The following is a 16,075-nucleotide window of genomic DNA, read 5'->3' as shown; positions in this document are numbered from 1 at the left end:
GGTCCGGAAAAAGTCGTCCCGCCGACTGGGAGTGAAGAGACATGGGCAAGAAGGTCACCGTCGTAGGCGCCGGTTTCTACGGGTCCACGACCGCACAGCGACTCGCCGAGTACGACATCTTCGAGACCGTGGTGCTCACCGACATCGTCGAGGGTAAGCCGGAGGGCCTCGCGCTCGACCTCAACCAGTCGCGGCCGATCGAGGGCTTCGAGACCAAGATCGTCGGCGCCACCACCGGGCCGAACGGCGAGGGTTACGAGGCCATCGAGGGCTCCGACGTCGTGGTCATCACCGCCGGCCTGCCCCGCAAGCCGGGCATGAGCCGGATGGACCTGCTCGGCGTCAACGCCAAGATCGTGCGCCAGGTCGCCGAGAACGTGGCGAAGTACGCGCCGAACGCCGTCGTCATCGTGGTGTCGAACCCGCTCGACGAGATGACCGCGCTCGCGCAGATCGCCACCCAGTTCCCGAAGAACCGGGTGCTCGGCCAGGCCGGCATGCTCGACTCGGCCCGCTTCACCAACAACGTGGCCGAGGAGCTGAAGGTCCCGGTGTCCAGCGTCACGACGCTGACGCTCGGCTCGCACGGCGACACCATGGTGCCGGTCCCGTCGAAGTCCTCGGTCAACGGCAAGCCGCTGGCCGAGCTGCTCCCGGCCGACAAGGTCGAGGAGCTCGTCACCCGCACCCGCAACGGCGGCGCCGAGGTCGTGGCGCTGCTCAAGACCGGCTCGGCGTACTACGCGCCGTCGGCCGCCGCCGCCCGGATGGCCAAGGCCGTCGCGGAGGACTCCGGCGCGGTCATGCCGGTCTGCGCCTGGGTCGACGGCGAGTACGGCATCTCCGGCGTCTACCTGGGTGTCGAGGCCGCGATCGGCGCCGAGGGCGTCAAGCGGGTCGTCGAGACCGAGCTGACGGCCGCCGAGCTGGCCGGCCTGAAGGAGGCCGCCGAGGCCGTCCGCGCCAAGCAGGCGGACGTCGCCGACCTCTGATCCACCGCAAGCGTGAAAGGCCAGGGCCGACGGCCCTGGCCTTTTTTGCGGCCCGCCGGACCGGCGTCGCGGCGGTAGCGCGATGATGGTGAGCGGACCCACAGCGCAAGGGCCGGGGGCGATCTCTCACCGGCCTGCAGTACGCTCGTACTGCTAAAACATGTGTCCCGGGAGAGGAGCGCCAGGTCGATGGCGAAGATCAAGGTCAACAACCCGGTCGTGGAGCTTGACGGCGACGAGATGACCCGGATCATCTGGAAGCAGATCCGCGATCAGTTGGTGCTGCCGTACCTCGACGTCAACCTCGAGTACTACGACCTGTCGATCCAGCACCGCGACGAGACCGACGACCAGGTGACCATCGACTCCGCCAACGCCATCAAGCGGCACGGCGTCGGCGTGAAGTGCGCGACGATCACCCCGGACGAGGCCCGCGTCGACGAGTTCGGCCTGAAGAAGATGTGGCGGTCGCCGAACGGCACGATCCGCAACATCCTCGGCGGCGTCGTCTTCCGCGAGCCGATCATCATGTCGAACGTACCGAGGCTGGTACCGGGCTGGACCAAGCCGATCATCATCGGCCGTCACGCGCACGGCGACCAGTACAAGGCGACCGACTTCGTGGTGCCGAGCGCCGGCAAGCTCACCGTCACGTTCACGCCCGAGGACGGCTCGGCGCCGATGGAGTTCCACGTCGCGGACTACCCCGGCGGCGGCGTCGCGATGGCGATGTACAACTACGACGAGTCGATCCGCGACTTCGCGCGCGCCTCGTTCCGCTACGGCCTGGCCCGCAACTACCCGGTCTACCTCTCCACGAAGAACACGATCCTCAAGGCGTACGACGGCCGGTTCAAGGACCTGTTCGCCGAGATCTTCGAGACCGAGTTCGCCGAGCAGTTCAAGGACGCCGGCCTGACCTACGAGCACCGGCTGATCGACGACATGGTCGCCGCCGCGATGAAGTGGGAGGGCGGCTACGTCTGGGCCTGTAAGAACTACGACGGCGACGTGCAGTCCGACACGGTGGCGCAGGGCTTCGGCTCGCTCGGCCTGATGACCTCGGTGCTGATGACCCCGGACGGCCAGACCGTCGAGGCGGAGGCCGCGCACGGCACCGTCACCCGGCACTACCGGCAGTGGCAGAAGGGCGAGAAGACCTCGACCAACCCGATCGCCTCGATCTTCGCGTGGACCGGCGGCCTCAAGCACCGCGGCAAGCTCGACGGCACCCCGGCGGTCACCGAGTTCGCCGAGACGCTCGAGAAGGTCTGCGTGGACACCGTCGAGGCCGGTCAGATGACCAAGGACCTCGCGCTGCTGATCTCCCGGGACGCCCCGTGGCTGACCACGGACGAGTTCATGAACGCCCTGGACGAGAACCTGGCGCGCAAGCTCGCCTGATCCCAGGTCCCAGGTCCCAAATGAGGAAAGACCGCCGGCGGAACGCCGGCGGTCTTTTTTTGCGATTCGGATGAATGCGGTAAATCGCATGTTTAGGATGCGTTACCAAGGGGCAGGGCATTCGTTCTCCCTGTAGAACGGATGACGGTCGCGTCGCTTCGCGAGTCGCCCGCCGGTCTGGCTGCCTCGTCCCGGGCGCCGACCGGTTTCTCGAAGCCGGCGCGATCAGTAGGCGCTTACGCCTGCCGTCCTTCCCTGCGGGGGGCCTTTGTCCCAGGCCCCCCGCCCCCCACACCTAGCGCGCGTCGCGCAGCAGCTGGGCCGCGGTCTCCGGGACGATGTCGTTCACGAAGGCGCCCATCGCGGACTCGGAGCCGGCCAGGTACTTCAGCTTGTCCGCCGCCCGGCGGATGCTGAACAGCTGCAGGTGCAGGTAGCCCAGTTCGCGGCCCGCGCCGGTCACCGCCTGGTGCCAGGCCGAGATGTAGGGCATCGGCCGGTCGAAGAGCGCGTCGAAGCGCTGCAGTATGTCCAGGTAGATCGGGCCGAACGCGTCGCGCTCCGGGTCCGTCAGCGCCGGGATGTCCAGGACCTGCCGGTTCGGGGCGAGCTGGATCTCGAACGGCCAGCGCGACGCGGCCGGCACGTACGCCGTCCAGTGCTCGTTGGCGGCCACCACGCGGACCTGAGCCTTCTGTTCGGCCTCGAGCACATCGGCATACAGGTTGCGGCCGCCGGTGCGCTCCGCGTGCCGCTGAGCGGCCCGGAGCGCGGCCTGGGTGTGCGGGGGGACCATCGGGTACGCGTAGATCTGCCCGTGCGGGTGGCTCAGCGTCACGCCGATCTCGATGCCGCGGTTCTCGAACGGGAAGACCTGCGCGACGCCCGGCAGCGTGGACAGCTCCGCCGTGCGGTCGGCGAGCGCGTCGACCACCGTGCGTACGCGCGCGGGCGTCAGCGCGCCGAAGGAGCTGTTGTGGTCGCTGGTGAAGCAGACGACCTCGCAGCGCCCGACGCCGGGCCGGACCGGCACCAGGTCGGTCAGCTCGGTGATCTCGTCCGCGTTGACCCGGTCGCTGAACGACGGGAACTGGTTCTCGAAGACGACCACGTCGTAGTCCGGCGCGGGGATCTCGCTCGCGAAGTCCGGCGTCGACGGGCAGAGCGGGCACTTGTCGCTCGGCGGCAGGAACGTGCGGGTCTGCCGGTGTGCGGCGACCGCGACCCACTCGTCGAGCAGCGGGTCGTACCGCAGCTGCGAGGTCGGCGGCGGTGGTGGCAGCCGCCGGGTGTCCGGCCACCCGCCCCGGTCGGCGTCCGGCGTCTCGTCGAAGTAGATGAGCTCGCGGCCGTCGCAGAGCGGGATCGCGGTCCTCTTGAGGATCATTGAGCGGTTACCACCATCAGCTCGTTCACCTGTTCCGCGAGGACCGCGCGCGCGGCCTCGTCCAGCTGGTCGTCCGTGATCACGACGTCGGCGCGGTCGAGCGGCACGATCGAGGAGATGCCGACCGTGCCCCACTTGGTGTGGTCGGCGAGCACGACCAGCCGCTCGGCCGCCTCGACGAGGGCACGGTTGACGTCGGCCTCCATCAGGTTCGGGGTGGTGTAGCCGGCCCGCTCGCTCATGCCGTGCACGCCGAGGAAGAGCACGTCGAGGTGGAGCGTGCCGATCGCGGCGACCGCAACCGGGCCGACCAGCGCGTCAGACGGCGTGCGCGTACCGCCGGTCAGCACGACGGTCTGGTCCGGGCGGCCGGCCCGGTAGAAGATGTCGGCGACCGGGATGGAGTTGGTGACCACGGTCAGCGCCGGCACGTCGACGAGCCGCTGCGCCAGCCCGGCGGTCGTGGTGCCCGCGGACAGCGCGATGGCGTCGCCGGGTGAGACCAGCGCGGCGGCGCGCATGGCCATCGCCGCCTTCTCGGCGCGCTGGCGCACCGACTTGGCCGCGAAGCCCGGCTCGTGCGCCGAACCAGGGCTCACCGTGGTGGCGCCCCCGTGTACCTTCGCCAACAGGCCCCGGTCAGCCAGGGACTCCAGGTCGCGGCGGATCGTCATGTCCGACACGCCGTACTCGACGGCCAGCTCGCTGACGCGTACGCCGCCCGCCGCCCGCACCCGGTCCAGGATGGCCGCCTGGCGCTGCTGGGCGAGCATCAGCACTCACCCGCATTGAGTCGTTCTAACCGCACGAATTCGAACACGTGCGAACACTACCTGCTGATCGGGTGTGCGCAAAAGAGTGTGTGTTAGATACCTCGGCCACGCTTGTGCAGCGCGGAGAGCACGTTCTCCACCCGCACCGCCCCCGCGATGGCCGCCAGGGCGATCGCGGTGCGCGGTTCCTTCCAGTTCGCGCGGACCGCCTCCTTGCTGAACTGCCAGGCCTGGCCGCGGTTGCCGGACGCCGCCGACCAGCACGCCAGCTGGCCGTAGACCCGGGCGGCGCCGGGCCGGCACCCGCTGATCTCCGGGTGGCGCTGCATCATCCAGCGCAGCGAGGAGATCTTCGTGGCGTACTCGTACGCGTAGTGCGAGGTCCGTCCCCAGAGCACCCGGACCAGCGGCTCGTCCAGGTGCACGATCGGCGCCCGGCGTGCCGCGCGCAGCAACAGGTCCCAGTCCTCGTTCTGGCTGCCCGGCGCGTCCTCGGCGACCAGCCCGATCGCGGACTCGGCCAGCGACTCCCGGCGCACCACGAACGACGACGAGTGCAGCATCGCCATCCGGGAGCGGGCCAGCTCGTCGACGGTCACCCGGCTGCGGCCGGCCAGCCGCGGGTTGGTCCTGCCCTCGTACTCGACCTCGATCGCGCAGGTGGCGAACTCGGAGTCCGGCTCGGCGAGCAGGGCGGCGATCTGGCGGCGCAGCTTGTCCGGCGCCCACCGGTCGTCGTCGTCGCAGAAGGCCACGTACTCGGTGTCCAGCGCCAGGATGCCGGTGTTGCGGGCGCCGGCCAGGCCGGAGGTCCGCCAGTTCGTCAGCACCAGCACCTGGGTGCCCTCGGTGGAGGCGAGCAGGTAGTCGGGCTCGGTCTGGTCGTAGACGACGACCACCTTCAGCTCGCCGGGGTAGCGCTGCTCGCGTACGGCGGCGATCGCCTTGCGGACTAGTTCGGGGCGGTTGCGGGTGGGGATAACGACACCGACGGACGGCCAGTTCATCACGCCTCCTGGAGCATCTCTGCGGGGTTGAGCGGGTAGCCGTACGCGCGCAGCATCGGCGCGCACACCGCACCGACGAGGCGCCGCTGCCCGCTGGGCAGCGAGCGCATCCAGGCGTCGTCGCGGCGCAGCGGCAGCCGCCCGACGCTGAAGCGCATCGGGTTTCCGGCGGCGCTGTGCCCGACCCGCAGGTCGGCGTACCCGTCGCCGAGGAAGGCCAGGTCGGCGTCGCTGACCGGGATGCCGGCGTACTCGGCCAGCCCGCGCAGCGCGGCCCGCGGGTCGGTGAGGAACTGTTCGTAGCGGATCCGCCGTACCGGGACGCCGCGCCGGGAGAGCAGCCCGAACGCGGCGTTGTGCGCGTTCCAGAGCAGGGCCGAACGGCCGGGGGAGTAGCGGGTCATCTCGTCGTTGCCGTCGGTCTCCGGCCGGGTGACGGTCTTGGTCCACGAGTACGCGACGCCGCGCGCGTCCCGGACCACGTGCACCACCCGCAGGTCCACGTCGTCCGCCCAGCGCAGCACGTGTGCGAGGGCGCTGTGCTTGGAGGAGTCGACGATGACCGCGGCGCCGGAGACCTCCGCGGCGGCCGCGTAGACCCGGGCGTAGTAGCTCGCGTATTCGCGTACGTCGGCGCGCTGCGCGGCGGGCAGGCCGGCGCTCGCCAGGCGGGGGATGTGCCGGGTGCGCTCCACGACGTCGCGCAGGGCGTGCACCCGCTCGACGTCCACGTTGGCCCAGCCGCCGAAGGCCGTGAGGCCGACGCGCCGCCAGAACGTGCAGGCGGAGAAGCGGGCGCCGCAGCCGCAGCGTTCGTCGTCGCGGATGTCGCGCTGCCACAGGTGGACGATTTCGCCGAGTGCGCACACGGAGGGGAGTTCGCCGAGGAGGCGTTCGACGAGAGTTGTCCCGCTTCGCCCTAACCCACCCAAATATAGAATTCGTGCCACTTTCGCCCGCCTTCGCTCGTTTCGCTCCTATAACGAGCGAGCAGGGCTGAAGGAGGCGTTGCATGACCATCGAGGCTTTCGACCGCGTCCAGCTGGACGGCACGGGAATCGACCGCATCACCGAGGAGGAGGTCGTCGCGGTCGTCCGCGAGGCGATCACCCACGGCCGGGGCGGACGCATCATCACCCCGAACGTCGACATCCTGCGCCGGGCGCAGATCGACCACAACGTCCGCGTACACCTCGACGACGCCGACCTGATAGTCGCCGACGGCATGCCGCTGGTCTGGGCCAGCAAGCTCACCGGAACGCCGCTGCCGGAACGGGTCGCGGGCAGCAGCCTGATCTGGTCGCTGTCCCGCGGGCTCGGCTACGACCGCCGGTCGATCTTCGTCATCGGCGGCGCACCCGGCGTGGACGGCGCGCCGGACGGCGCGACCCGGGCCGCCGACCGGCTCGCCGGGGAGTGCCCCGGGCTGCGGATCGCCGGCACCAGCTGCCCGCAGTTCGGCTTCGAGCGGAAGAAGCGGACCTACGCCAAGTTCCTGGCCGGGGTCGTCCGCGCCCAACCCGACCTGGTCTTCGTCGGCCTCGGCTTTCCCAAGCAGGAGGCGGTCATCACCCGGCTGCGCGCCGAGATGCCCAAGGCCTGGTTCATCGGCTGCGGCGCGGCGGTCAACTTCGTGGCCGGCGACATCGAGCGGGCGCCGCGCTGGATGCAGCGGACCGGTCTGGAATGGGCGCACCGGCTGGGCACCGAGCCCGGCCGGCTGGCGAAGCGCTACCTCAAGCACGACGCCCCGTACGCCATGCGCCTGCTCGCCGGCGCCGCAAGCCGGCGGCGATGAAGCCTGGTCGGACCGGGACCGGGCGTCCCGGTCCAACCGTCAGCTCGGATTGAAGTACGGGTCCCTCGTCAGCCGCGTGAAGGCGTCGAAGGCCGGCTGATCGCCGGCGAGCTGGAACTGCTGCTTCGGGCCGTTGCCCTCGGGATTGGACTCGAAGTAGACGACGCCCTTGATCTGCGGGTTCGCCTTGAAGGTGCTCGCGGCGTTGCGCAGCCAGGCGGCCCGGCCCGCGGAGCCCCAGGCCTTGGCCACCCCGAACTCGCCGACGATGATCGGCTTCGGCCGCTGGGCGGCCCACTGCAGGAACGGCCCCATCAGCTGGCCGATCGGCTGGAAGAGGTTGCCGGCGTACACGTCGACGCAGGTCCAGTCGACCTGGTCGTCGCCCGGGTAGAAGGCCGGCGCGTCGCCGCGGATGAAACCCTCCGCGGTCGGGCACCACACCCACGACACGTTCTCCACCCGCTGCTGGGCGAAGATCTCCCGGATGTGCTTGTACGCGGCGATGTAGTCCTCGCCGGACCACATCGTCGCGCGTAGGTTCGGCCGGTCCATCTCCCACCGGATCCGCAACAGCACCGGCCGGTCCACCGCGCGGATGGCCCGGGCCTGCTGCCGGATCAGGCGGTCGTGCTCGCCCGCGAGGATCGAGCGGTTGTCGCCGGTCGCCCAGCTCACCATCAGCGTCGCGCCCTGCGCGAGGAACTCCGCGTCCGACTCGGTGCCGACCATCTGCTCGAAGCGCCGGTAGGTGTTGACGATGTCCAGCGGCCGGCCCAGCTCCTCCTCCAGGCCGGCGACGGCCTCGACCCGGCCGACGTGGGTCAGCTCGTCCGGCTTGATCCAGGCGCCCAGGTAGGCGCCGGTCGCCGGCGCCCCGAACGGCCCCGACTCGAACGGTCCCGGGTTGACGGCCACCGCGACCGGCGGGCTGGTCAGGTCCGGTGCCGGCGGGGGCTCGGGCTTGTCCCGCCGGTGCGAGGTGCAGCCGGCGAGCACGAGGATGAGCAGGCCCAGCAGGGCGATGACGCGACGCATGGCAGCGGCTACCTCTTCCGGCGGGCCGTGTAGAGGACGTTGACCGCGAAGCCGTCCGCGCCCGGCAGCCGGCGCACGGCCGCGTCGGCGGCGCGGGCCAGCCGCAGGTTGTCCAGCGACTCGGTCAGCATGGAGAAGCCGCGCCGGTCGATGATCTCGAAGCCGTGCCGGTCGAACAGCTCCTCGACCTCGTCGTGGGACAGCTCGGCGAACCAGCGCTCGCCCGAGTGGCGCCGGGCCCGCAGGTGCCGCAGGGAGCCCGCGTTGCCGTGGTTCTCCACCACCAGTAGGCCGGAGTCGAACTCCGGCAGGGCCTTCGCGGCGAACGCGATCGCCCGGTCCCGCACGTCCGCGTGCACGTTGAGCAGCAGCCGGAACATCGTCACGATCGCCGGGTAACCGGCCGGCACCGGGCTCGGCACCGGGCCGTCCACCGGCACCTGGTGCCACTGCGCCCGCGAGCCGACCTCGGCCGCCTTCGCCATCATCTCGGCCGACGTGTCATAGCCGTGCGCGTCGCTGACCAGGCCGTGCAGCGTGCGGATCGCGCGCCCGGTGCCGCACGCGAAGTCGTGCTGCACCGGCGGGGTGTCGAACTCCCGCTCGACGAGCCGGCGCAGGTAGGCGCGCTGCCGCTCGTTGATCCGCGACGCGTAGCTGTCCGGCGCGTAGGTGACGTGCTCGTACTTGTCGACGGCGTTCGCGTCCTGGAACACCTTGGTGTATTCGGTGGTCAACCGGTCCTCCTCTGGATGAGCTTGCGGGGCTGGAAGGCGTCGAGGGCGAGGCGGCCGCGCAGCAGCCAGACGCCCGCCGCGTACGCGATGACGGCCGTGCCGACGGCCAGCGTGAGGCCGGCCGGCCCGGCGCCGGCCGCGCTGGTGACGAGCCCGGGAATCAGGCCGAAACAGGCGGCGGAGAGCCCGGCCGCGGTGAGCGTGCCCGTGCCGAACGGGTGCAGCCGGGCGGCCCGGCCCACCTGCACGAGCGGCAGCAGGTTGTTGGCGACCATCGCGCACGCCAGGCCGATCGCGGCGCCGAGCGCGCCGTACCGGGGGATCAGCAGCACGTCCAGGCCGATCGTCACGCCCAGCGCGATCAGGACGTTGACGAGGTTCCACGAGGTGCGCCCGGCCATCGCCAGGACCATGTCGACCATGCCGCAGCCGGTGGCGACCAGCATGGCGCAGGCCAGCACGACCACGACGTCGGCGCCCCGGGGGTACGCGTCGCCGAACAGTCCCAGGTAGACCGGCGCGAGCAGGATCACCAGGAAGTTGATCGGCCAGGTCACCAGCACCAGCCACCCGGTGGCGGTCTGGTAGAGGTGGTTGGCCGTCTCCCGGTCGCCGGTCGCGAGGGCCTCGGCCAGCCGGGGCTGCACCGACTGGGAGATGCCTTGGTTGGCGAACTGGATGAGCACCACGAACCGGCCGGCGACGGCATAGATCGCGGCGGCCGCCAGCCCGCCGAGGGCGGCGACCAGGAGCACGTCCACCCGCTGCAGCGCGAGCTGCGCGACGCTGGCCAGGGCCCGCGGGCCGGTGAAGCGCCAGAAGTCGCGGCGCAGCCGCCGGCGCTCGCCGCGCCGGGTCCGCGCCGGGTGCGGCCGGCCGGCCAGGTAGGTCCGGCGCAGCGCGAACGCCGCGAGCACCGTCACCGGCAGATACGGCACGGCCCAGGCGAAGGCGAACGCCGGCAGCGTCGCCACCATAGAGAGGCCGGCCACCCCGACCGCGCCGACGCACAGCAACTGCAGCGCGCTGCGCGTGATCCGGTCGAGGGTCACGGTCGGCCGCATGGCCTTGTACCCGCGGGTCGCGGTCAGCAGGGCGTCGGTGAGCGCGTGCAGCGGCAGGAAGACCGCCAGCACCCGCAGCCCGGTGGTGTGCGCGTCGACGACGTGCGGCGACTCCTGCGCGGTGAGCCCCGCGATCGCCGGCGCGCCGAACCACATCGCGAAGCCGAGTAAGAGGGCGCACCCGACTACGGCCGTGAGGCCGGTGCGCAGGCAGGCGCCGAGCAGGTGATCGTTGCCGGTGGCCCGCAGCCGGGCCGGCCAGTAGACCAGGCCGGTCTGCGTGCCGAGCTTGGCCAGCCCGCCGGCCAGCACGAACGCCGCCGTCGCGGCGAAGAACGCGCCGGCCTGCTCGGCGCCGAGCCCGCGCGCGACCACCCAGGTGACCACGACGCCGGTGCCGCCGGCCAGCGCGGAGCCGACCATGTTGGCCAGCCCGCCCCGCGCGACACCCTGTGTGGCTTTTCGGCGCGGCGGATCGGCGACCGCCGTAGCGGTCATGCCTGGCGCCAGATGGGCACTCGGCCCAGCCAGGTCGTCAAGGCCTCGTCGTGGCTCGCGAAGTAGTTCGTCAGGTCGCGGCGCAGGCCCGGGTCCATGTCGGCCTTGCGGGGCCGGGCGTTGTGCCGCTCGAAGGCCGGGCGCCCCAGGTCGAGGCGCAGCCCGAGGAACGAGCAGACCTCGTCGTAGATCTCCTCCGGCTCGGTGAAGAACCGCTCGCTCTCCACCACGTGGATGCGTTCCCGGCCGACGTGCTGCGCCATCACGCTCAGGTAGCGGGCGTACTCGCCCCGCGCGCGGTAGGCGTGGTGCTGGTGCGCGAACGAGTAGTAGGTCGGGTCGGTCGCCAGCTTGTGCTCCTGGCGGTGCAGCCGGGGCGGCTCCAGCGCGATCGCGTTGCCGAAGTCGCGCTCGTGCTCGAAGCCGCGGGCCAGCTCGTGATGGTGCTGCGAGTACGCCCGCTCCACCGGGTCGCGGACCAGCACCACGAGCTTCGCGTCGGGCAGGTCCGCGGCGATCCGGGCGGCCGCCTGCGGGTGGTACATGTAGTACGGGCTCGACTCGAAGGTCTGCGCCTCGACGCCGTACTTCGCGCGTACCCGATCGGCGCTGCGCTGCAGCGGGAAGTGACCCTTGTACCAGCCCTTGCCGCGCTCGTAGGACACGTCGAAGTAGTGCACGCCCTTGTGCAGCACGGCCTTGAGCACGGTCGGATGCGCGGCCAGCGCGCGATAGAGCGAGGTCGTGCCGCAGCGCTGGCCACCGCAGATCAGGAACGACGGTGTCATCCGCGCGGGCGCGGTGAGCCGGCCGTACGAGCGGGAACCCAGGTGCACGACCCGTTTCACCGGGCTCGGAACCTTGGAGACGTCCATTTACAGCTCCTCGACCCGGCGGATGAGCACCGGGAGCAGCCAGGTGCCGAGGACGCCCAGCCGGGCACCCGCCTCGGCCTGGCGATCGGTCAGATAGCGGGCGGCGAGGTCGATCAGGTACAGCAGGGCGGTGAGCTCGCGGGCCTCGTCGGCGACGCCGAACGCCGCGAGCAGCTCGCCGGCCCGGCGCACGGTCGCCTCGACCGCGTCCGTCGCGTCGCCGGTGGACTGGATCCGGCGCTGCAGCTCGTGATGCACGGCGTCGAAGCCGACGGGCACGCCCCGGGCGAACCGCTCCCAGTCCCAGACCAGCAGCGTGTCGGCGATGTTCGCCATGTTCCACGGTGCCCAGTCGCCGTGCCAGGCGCCGTACCGCAGCGTGTGCTGCCCGGCGTGGGTGGCCAGCAGCTCCGCGGCCGAGGCCAGCGCGGCGCCCTCGGGCCGGTCGCACACGGCCGCGAGCCGGCCACGCAGCTCGGCCCAGTACGCGCTGCCGACCAGGGTCCCGCTGGTGTATCCGTAGCAGCCGGCGATGTCCAGCATCGCCGCGGTCAGCCGGTGCGGGGAGAGCGGCGCGCGCGGCAGCCACACCGGCAGCGCCGACTGGACCAGCACCTGCAGGCCGCGCCACTCACCGGCGTGCAGCACCGTCGGCACGGTCAGCTCGGTGAGCCCGGCGGTGCCCAGCGCCCGCAGCGCGGCGGTCTCGGCCTGCACCAGGTGCTGCGTGAGCGGCCCGGTGCCGAGCTTGCCGAACGCGAACGTCTCGCCCTCGGGGGTGATCAGCTGCAGCACCGGCTTGCGGTTGGCCCGCGCCGGGCCGATGTGGATGCTGATCGCCAGGTCGCGCCCGAGCGCCTCGCGCAGGTGCCCGTCGATGCTCGCGGCGCTCGGGCCGGTGATCCGCACCCGGTCGCGCAGCAGCAGGCTCGACGCGCCGGAGCGTAGCGCGGCCACGACGGCGTCCCGCTTGAGCCGGGCGGTGACCGACTGCGGCTCGGCGTAGCGCCGCACCGCGGCCGCCGCCACCCGCCGGGACGTGTTCGGCACCAGCAGCCGGGGCCGGCGCGCGTCGGGCACCACCAGGTACTCGGCTATCTGCGCGCCCTGTTCGCCGGTGGTGTCGCACGGTGCCGGGTAGAGCAGCGCCAGTACCTCCGCCAGGTACTGCGCGCGCAGTGCCGCGTCTGCCACGGTCAGTTCCGCCGGAGCGGTCTTCACCGGACTCAAGTGCCATCCCCCTCGATCTCGTTACGCCAGAGCAGCGCGTAGGCCAGGAACATGAAGACCAGAGGGGTGGCCAGCGAGTTGTACCAGAGCATGGCCGAGAAGGAGCTCACGATCGCGGCGCTGCCGGCGATGCCGATCGGGGTGCGGTCGCGCCGGAACCGCCACAGGCCGTACGCGAAGAAGCCCAGGTAGGCGACCGTGCCGACGGTGCCGTGCGCGAACAACAGCTGCCAGAACTGCCCGTTGCCGCCGACGGTGAAGTTGCCGCAGCGCTCGCACTCGGAGCTCTCGCCGACCGCGATGGAGTTGCGGCCGCCGATGGTGTTGCGGGTCGAGCCGTAGCCGATCACGGGGGAGTCGATGAAGCCGTCGACCGCGCGCTCGATCAGGAAGGAGCGCACCCCGTTGGACTTGCCGTTGTCGAGCCGTGCGGTCACCGTGTCGCCGAGAGGGGTGGCGAACAGGGCGACCACCAGCGCGGCCGCGGCGAACGCGACCGCGCCGATGATCCAGATCCGGCCCATCAGCACGTACCGGACCGCGACGTAGACGACCACGACGCCGATGCCGATCCACAGGCCGCGGTTGAGCGAGACGACCGCCGGCACGATCGACACGGCCAGGCAGAGCAGCGCGAAGAGCTTGGCGCCGCGGCGCCCGGAGGCGAAGGCGGCGACGACGAGCCAGCCCATCAGCAGGCAGAAGTTGTTGCCCCAGGTGTTGGTGTAGCCCCACGGCGCGGCCGGGCGGGGCTTCTCGCCGCCGACCAGGTCCATGATCTGCGCCGCGTACGGGTGCACCAGCGACTGCACGAAGCCCTTGCTGCGCACGCCGTGCGGCAGCAGCCACTCCACCGGCGAGGTGAACTCGAAGCGCCCGGCCACCATGCCGAGCAGGCCGCCGAGCACCGTGATCACGAAGAGCCAGCCGAGCAGCCGGACCAGGCGCCGGCGGGGCAGCTCGGCCTCGGTCAGGTTGCCCGCGTAGACGAGCAGGACGGTCAGGGACGCGTACAGGCTGAGGCGGTAGACGACCGCGACCAGGCGGTCGGTCGCGGCCTCGGCCACCGTGCCGGAGGGGTCGGCGCCGAGCGCGGCGACGCTGACCACGACCGCCGTGAGGAACAGCAGCCACCAGGCGAAGCCGGGTGGCAGCCGCAGCGGCCGGCCGGCCGCGTGGCGGCGCAGCAGCAGCACCAGCATCGGCGCCGCCATGATCGGAAAGATCAGCACGCCGAGCCCGAGCGCCCACCACGCCGGGTAGAACGCGAGCACGCTCGCGAGCGGCCAGGCGGGCAGCGCGGTCGCCCGCCCGCCCGCGGCCGTGCCCGCGGGCCCGGCCGCCCTTGTGCTTAACGTGCCTGGGCCGCCCGGGACGACCAGCGTCACTTCTCTTCCGGCTGGTCGGTGTGCTTCTCGGCGGTCTTGATCTGCGTGCCGGCCTGCGGTTGCGGCGCGGCCTTGGCCTGCGCCGGCGCGTTGCCCTGCGGCCCCTTCGTGTTCAGGTCGAGGACGGCCGTGGGCTCGTCCATGGCGCCCTCGCGCGGCCGGACCGCCCCGCCGCCGCCCGGCGAGGGTGGCGTCCGCAGCGGCTGGGTCCGGTCGGCGTCCAGGAACGCGGTCTCGTCCGGCCGGGGCTCCCGGCGTTCAGCCTGGAGGGTGACGACCGGCAGGTTCTCCTCGACGCCGCGCATGCCGGTCAGCCGGGGCAGCACGACGGCGCCGAGCAGCGGCGTGCCGACCCGGCTCAGCTGCTCGGCCGCGTCCAGCAGCGCCGGCCGCTTGGCGCGGCGCAGCTCCACCGCGACGATCGCGGCGTCGGCGAGGCTGGCCAGGCTCTGCGCGTCGGCGCTGCTGCTGGTCGACGGTGCCTCGATGACCACGTAACCGGCCTGCCGGCGCAGCGCCTGCAGCGTGTCGCGCAGCCGCTGCGACTGCATCAGGCCCGCCGCCGTCGCGGCGCCGCCGGTCGTGATGACCCGCAGCGACGGGATGCGCGGGGTGCGCTGCATCGCCTTGTTCAGGCCGATCCGCCCGGCCAGCAGGTCGGACAGCCCGGGCATCGCCGAGACGCCGAGCATCCGCGCCAGCGGCGCGGCGTCGACCACGCTGTCCGGCAGGTGCGCGCCGATCAGCACGACGTCGCTTCCGGTACGCGCCAGCGCGGCGGCCAGGTTCGCGGCGACCAGCGTCGAGGCGGAGCCGCGGCTGGCGCCGGTGACGACGAGGATCTGGTCGCCGCTGTTCAGGCTCGCCAGGACCTCGTTGCGCAGCCGGTTGAAGACCCGCCCGCCCGGCCCGTACGGCTGGAGCACGTCGTCGAAGTGCGGCGCGGTCCGCTCGTCCAGCGCCGCGAGCACCGGCATCCGCCCGCGGTCCCGCACGTCCGCCGCGGTCTGCAGGCGACCGTCGAAGCGTTCCCGGGCGAACGCCAGCGCGAGCCCGACGAGCAGGCCGGCCATCCCGCCGGTGGCGATGTTGAGCAGCGCGTTCGGGCTGGTCGGCGCCTCGGGCTCGCGGGCGTCGCTGATGATGCTGCCGGCGCCGACGGTCGCCGTGGTCAGCTCGTTGAGCCGGGCGGTCAGGTTGTTCAGCTGGTTCTGCGAGTTGTTGCGCAGGCTCTCCAGGTTGCTGCGCTCGAAGCTGCCGTTCTCCGCCTTGGCCAGCCGGTTGTTGATGCCGGTCAGGTTCGTGGTGAGCTGCCTGACCTTGAGGGTCAGCGTCTTGATCTGCTGGTCCAGCCCGGCGCGGGCCGTCTCCTCGCGGTTGCGCAGGTACGCCTCCGCGAACGCGTGCGAGCCCTTCTGCGCGCCCGCGGGGGTGTCCGCCTCGAAGCGGATCACCAGGACGGTGGTGTTCGCGGGCACCTCGACGGAGACGTGGCGGGCGAGCTCGAGCGGCGAGAGCTCGGCGCGCAGCAGCGTCGTGGCCTTGACGGCGACCGCGCCGGAGGCGACGAGCTGCGCCTCGGTGTCCAGGTTGATCGTGCCCTTGGTGCGGCCGCCGGAGGCGTTGGTGTCGCCGGAGACGGCCTGCACGAGCACCGACGTGGACGACTCGTAGACCTTCGGCACGGCCTGGGTGACCGCGGCGCCGAGCCCGAGCCCCACCCCGCCGGCGGCGAGAACCACCCACCAGTGCCGGCGGAACACGCCCAGGTAGTGCGAGAGGTCGGCGGATACCGGGCGCGGAGCTTCCATCGGTAAGGCGGCCCTTTCGGGGTGAAGTGAGTACACAGCAATCGGGCTTTTCGCCCCCGAGGGGGTAAACGGC

The 16,075-nt window shown here is 71.9% G+C and carries 14 protein-coding genes; 3 read left to right on the top strand and 11 right to left on the bottom strand.

Going from position 1 to position 16,075, the window contains the following annotated elements; translation table 11 throughout:
* The first annotated feature begins 41 nt into the window (after nt 1-41).
* A complete protein-coding gene (gene mdh / locus ACIBSW_RS33190) occupies nt 42-992 on the top strand; it encodes a malate dehydrogenase (RefSeq protein ID WP_354726156.1) in 951 nt (316 codons plus the stop codon).
* 189 nt (nt 993-1,181) lie between these two features.
* Nucleotides 1,182-2,396, top strand: a complete 1,215-nt coding sequence (locus tag ACIBSW_RS33185) for an NADP-dependent isocitrate dehydrogenase (protein ID WP_354726157.1) — start codon at nt 1,182-1,184, stop codon at nt 2,394-2,396.
* 295 nt (nt 2,397-2,691) lie between these two features.
* On the opposite strand, the gene galT is transcribed toward ACIBSW_RS33185, so the two are convergent.
* The 4 genes from galT to ACIBSW_RS33165 all read right to left on the bottom strand — a co-directional run bounded on the left by galT (nt 2,692) and on the right by ACIBSW_RS33165 (nt 6,513).
* Complete coding sequence (gene galT, locus ACIBSW_RS33180) at nt 2,692-3,783, bottom strand: galactose-1-phosphate uridylyltransferase (RefSeq protein ID WP_354726158.1); 1,092 nt, start codon at nt 3,781-3,783, stop codon at nt 2,692-2,694.
* Nucleotides 3,780-4,556: a DeoR/GlpR family DNA-binding transcription regulator gene (locus ACIBSW_RS33175; RefSeq protein ID WP_184997549.1), complete on the bottom strand. Its 777-nt coding sequence runs from the start codon at nt 4,554-4,556 to the stop codon at nt 3,780-3,782. Before ACIBSW_RS33175 ends, galT begins: the two co-directional genes overlap by 4 nt.
* Nucleotides 4,557-4,648: 92 nt before the next feature.
* Nucleotides 4,649-5,563, bottom strand: coding sequence for a glycosyltransferase family 2 protein (locus tag ACIBSW_RS33170; protein ID WP_354726160.1), 915 nt, complete (start codon nt 5,561-5,563; stop codon nt 4,649-4,651).
* Complete coding sequence (locus tag ACIBSW_RS33165; protein WP_354726162.1) at nt 5,563-6,513, bottom strand: sulfotransferase; 951 nt, start codon at nt 6,511-6,513, stop codon at nt 5,563-5,565. Before ACIBSW_RS33165 ends, ACIBSW_RS33170 begins: the two co-directional genes overlap by 1 nt.
* Nucleotides 6,514-6,575: 62 nt before the next feature.
* Here ACIBSW_RS33165 and ACIBSW_RS33160 point away from each other — a divergent pair, with 62 nt between their 5' ends.
* Nucleotides 6,576-7,361 (top strand): WecB/TagA/CpsF family glycosyltransferase, encoded by a 786-nt coding sequence (locus ACIBSW_RS33160; RefSeq protein ID WP_354726164.1) that lies wholly within the window; start codon nt 6,576-6,578, stop codon nt 7,359-7,361.
* Between the two features lie 39 nt (nt 7,362-7,400).
* Here ACIBSW_RS33160 and ACIBSW_RS33155 read toward each other — a convergent pair whose 3' ends face one another.
* The 7 genes from ACIBSW_RS33155 to ACIBSW_RS33125 are packed head-to-tail and all read right to left on the bottom strand — an operon-like array spanning nt 7,401 to nt 16,002.
* Nucleotides 7,401-8,399, bottom strand: a complete 999-nt coding sequence (locus ACIBSW_RS33155) for a glycosyl hydrolase (RefSeq protein WP_354726166.1) — start codon at nt 8,397-8,399, stop codon at nt 7,401-7,403.
* An 8-nt stretch (nt 8,400-8,407) separates the two neighbouring features.
* Nucleotides 8,408-9,136, bottom strand: coding sequence for a methyltransferase domain-containing protein (locus tag ACIBSW_RS33150; RefSeq protein ID WP_354726168.1), 729 nt, complete (start codon nt 9,134-9,136; stop codon nt 8,408-8,410).
* Nucleotides 9,133-10,698, bottom strand: coding sequence for an MATE family efflux transporter (locus ACIBSW_RS33145; RefSeq protein WP_354726170.1), 1,566 nt, complete (start codon nt 10,696-10,698; stop codon nt 9,133-9,135). Before ACIBSW_RS33145 ends, ACIBSW_RS33150 begins: the two co-directional genes overlap by 4 nt.
* Nucleotides 10,695-11,573, bottom strand: coding sequence for a sulfotransferase (locus tag ACIBSW_RS33140; RefSeq protein WP_354726172.1), 879 nt, complete (start codon nt 11,571-11,573; stop codon nt 10,695-10,697). Before ACIBSW_RS33140 ends, ACIBSW_RS33145 begins: the two co-directional genes overlap by 4 nt.
* Nucleotides 11,574-12,767 carry a hypothetical protein gene (locus ACIBSW_RS33135; RefSeq protein ID WP_354726174.1) on the bottom strand — a complete coding sequence of 398 codons (1,194 nt, stop codon included), beginning with the start codon at nt 12,765-12,767 and terminating at the stop codon, nt 11,574-11,576.
* A 32-nt stretch (nt 12,768-12,799) separates the two neighbouring features.
* Entirely contained in the window at nt 12,800-14,191 is a 1,392-nt protein-coding gene (locus ACIBSW_RS33130; protein ID WP_354726176.1) for a hypothetical protein, read from the bottom strand.
* Complete coding sequence (locus tag ACIBSW_RS33125) at nt 14,188-16,002, bottom strand: Wzz/FepE/Etk N-terminal domain-containing protein (protein ID WP_354726178.1); 1,815 nt, start codon at nt 16,000-16,002, stop codon at nt 14,188-14,190. Before ACIBSW_RS33125 ends, ACIBSW_RS33130 begins: the two co-directional genes overlap by 4 nt.
* Nucleotides 16,003-16,075 lie beyond the last annotated feature (73 nt).

Source organism: Actinoplanes sp. NPDC049668 (genome assembly GCF_044465445.1).
In the GTDB taxonomy this organism is placed as follows: Bacteria; Actinomycetota; Actinomycetes; order Mycobacteriales; family Micromonosporaceae; genus Actinoplanes.
The sequence above is the reverse complement of the archived record's forward strand: the minus strand, read 5'-3'. Positions and strand labels throughout refer to the sequence as shown.

Coding starts and splice junctions, on each gene's coding strand:
- mdh (WP_354726156.1), top strand. CDS start 42: ATGGGCAAGAAGGTCACCGTCGTAGGCGCCGGTTTCTACGGGTCCACG.
- ACIBSW_RS33185 (WP_354726157.1), top strand. CDS start 1,182: ATGGCGAAGATCAAGGTCAACAACCCGGTCGTGGAGCTTGACGGCGAC.
- galT (WP_354726158.1), bottom strand. CDS start 3,783: ATGATCCTCAAGAGGACCGCGATCCCGCTCTGCGACGGCCGCGAGCTC.
- ACIBSW_RS33175 (WP_184997549.1), bottom strand. CDS start 4,556: ATGCTCGCCCAGCAGCGCCAGGCGGCCATCCTGGACCGGGTGCGGGCG.
- ACIBSW_RS33170 (WP_354726160.1), bottom strand. CDS start 5,563: ATGAACTGGCCGTCCGTCGGTGTCGTTATCCCCACCCGCAACCGCCCC.
- ACIBSW_RS33160 (WP_354726164.1), top strand. CDS start 6,576: ATGACCATCGAGGCTTTCGACCGCGTCCAGCTGGACGGCACGGGAATC.
- ACIBSW_RS33155 (WP_354726166.1), bottom strand. CDS start 8,399: ATGCGTCGCGTCATCGCCCTGCTGGGCCTGCTCATCCTCGTGCTCGCC.
- ACIBSW_RS33145 (WP_354726170.1), bottom strand. CDS start 10,698: ATGACCGCTACGGCGGTCGCCGATCCGCCGCGCCGAAAAGCCACACAG.
- ACIBSW_RS33140 (WP_354726172.1), bottom strand. CDS start 11,573: ATGGACGTCTCCAAGGTTCCGAGCCCGGTGAAACGGGTCGTGCACCTG.
- ACIBSW_RS33125 (WP_354726178.1), bottom strand. CDS start 16,002: ATGGAAGCTCCGCGCCCGGTATCCGCCGACCTCTCGCACTACCTGGGC.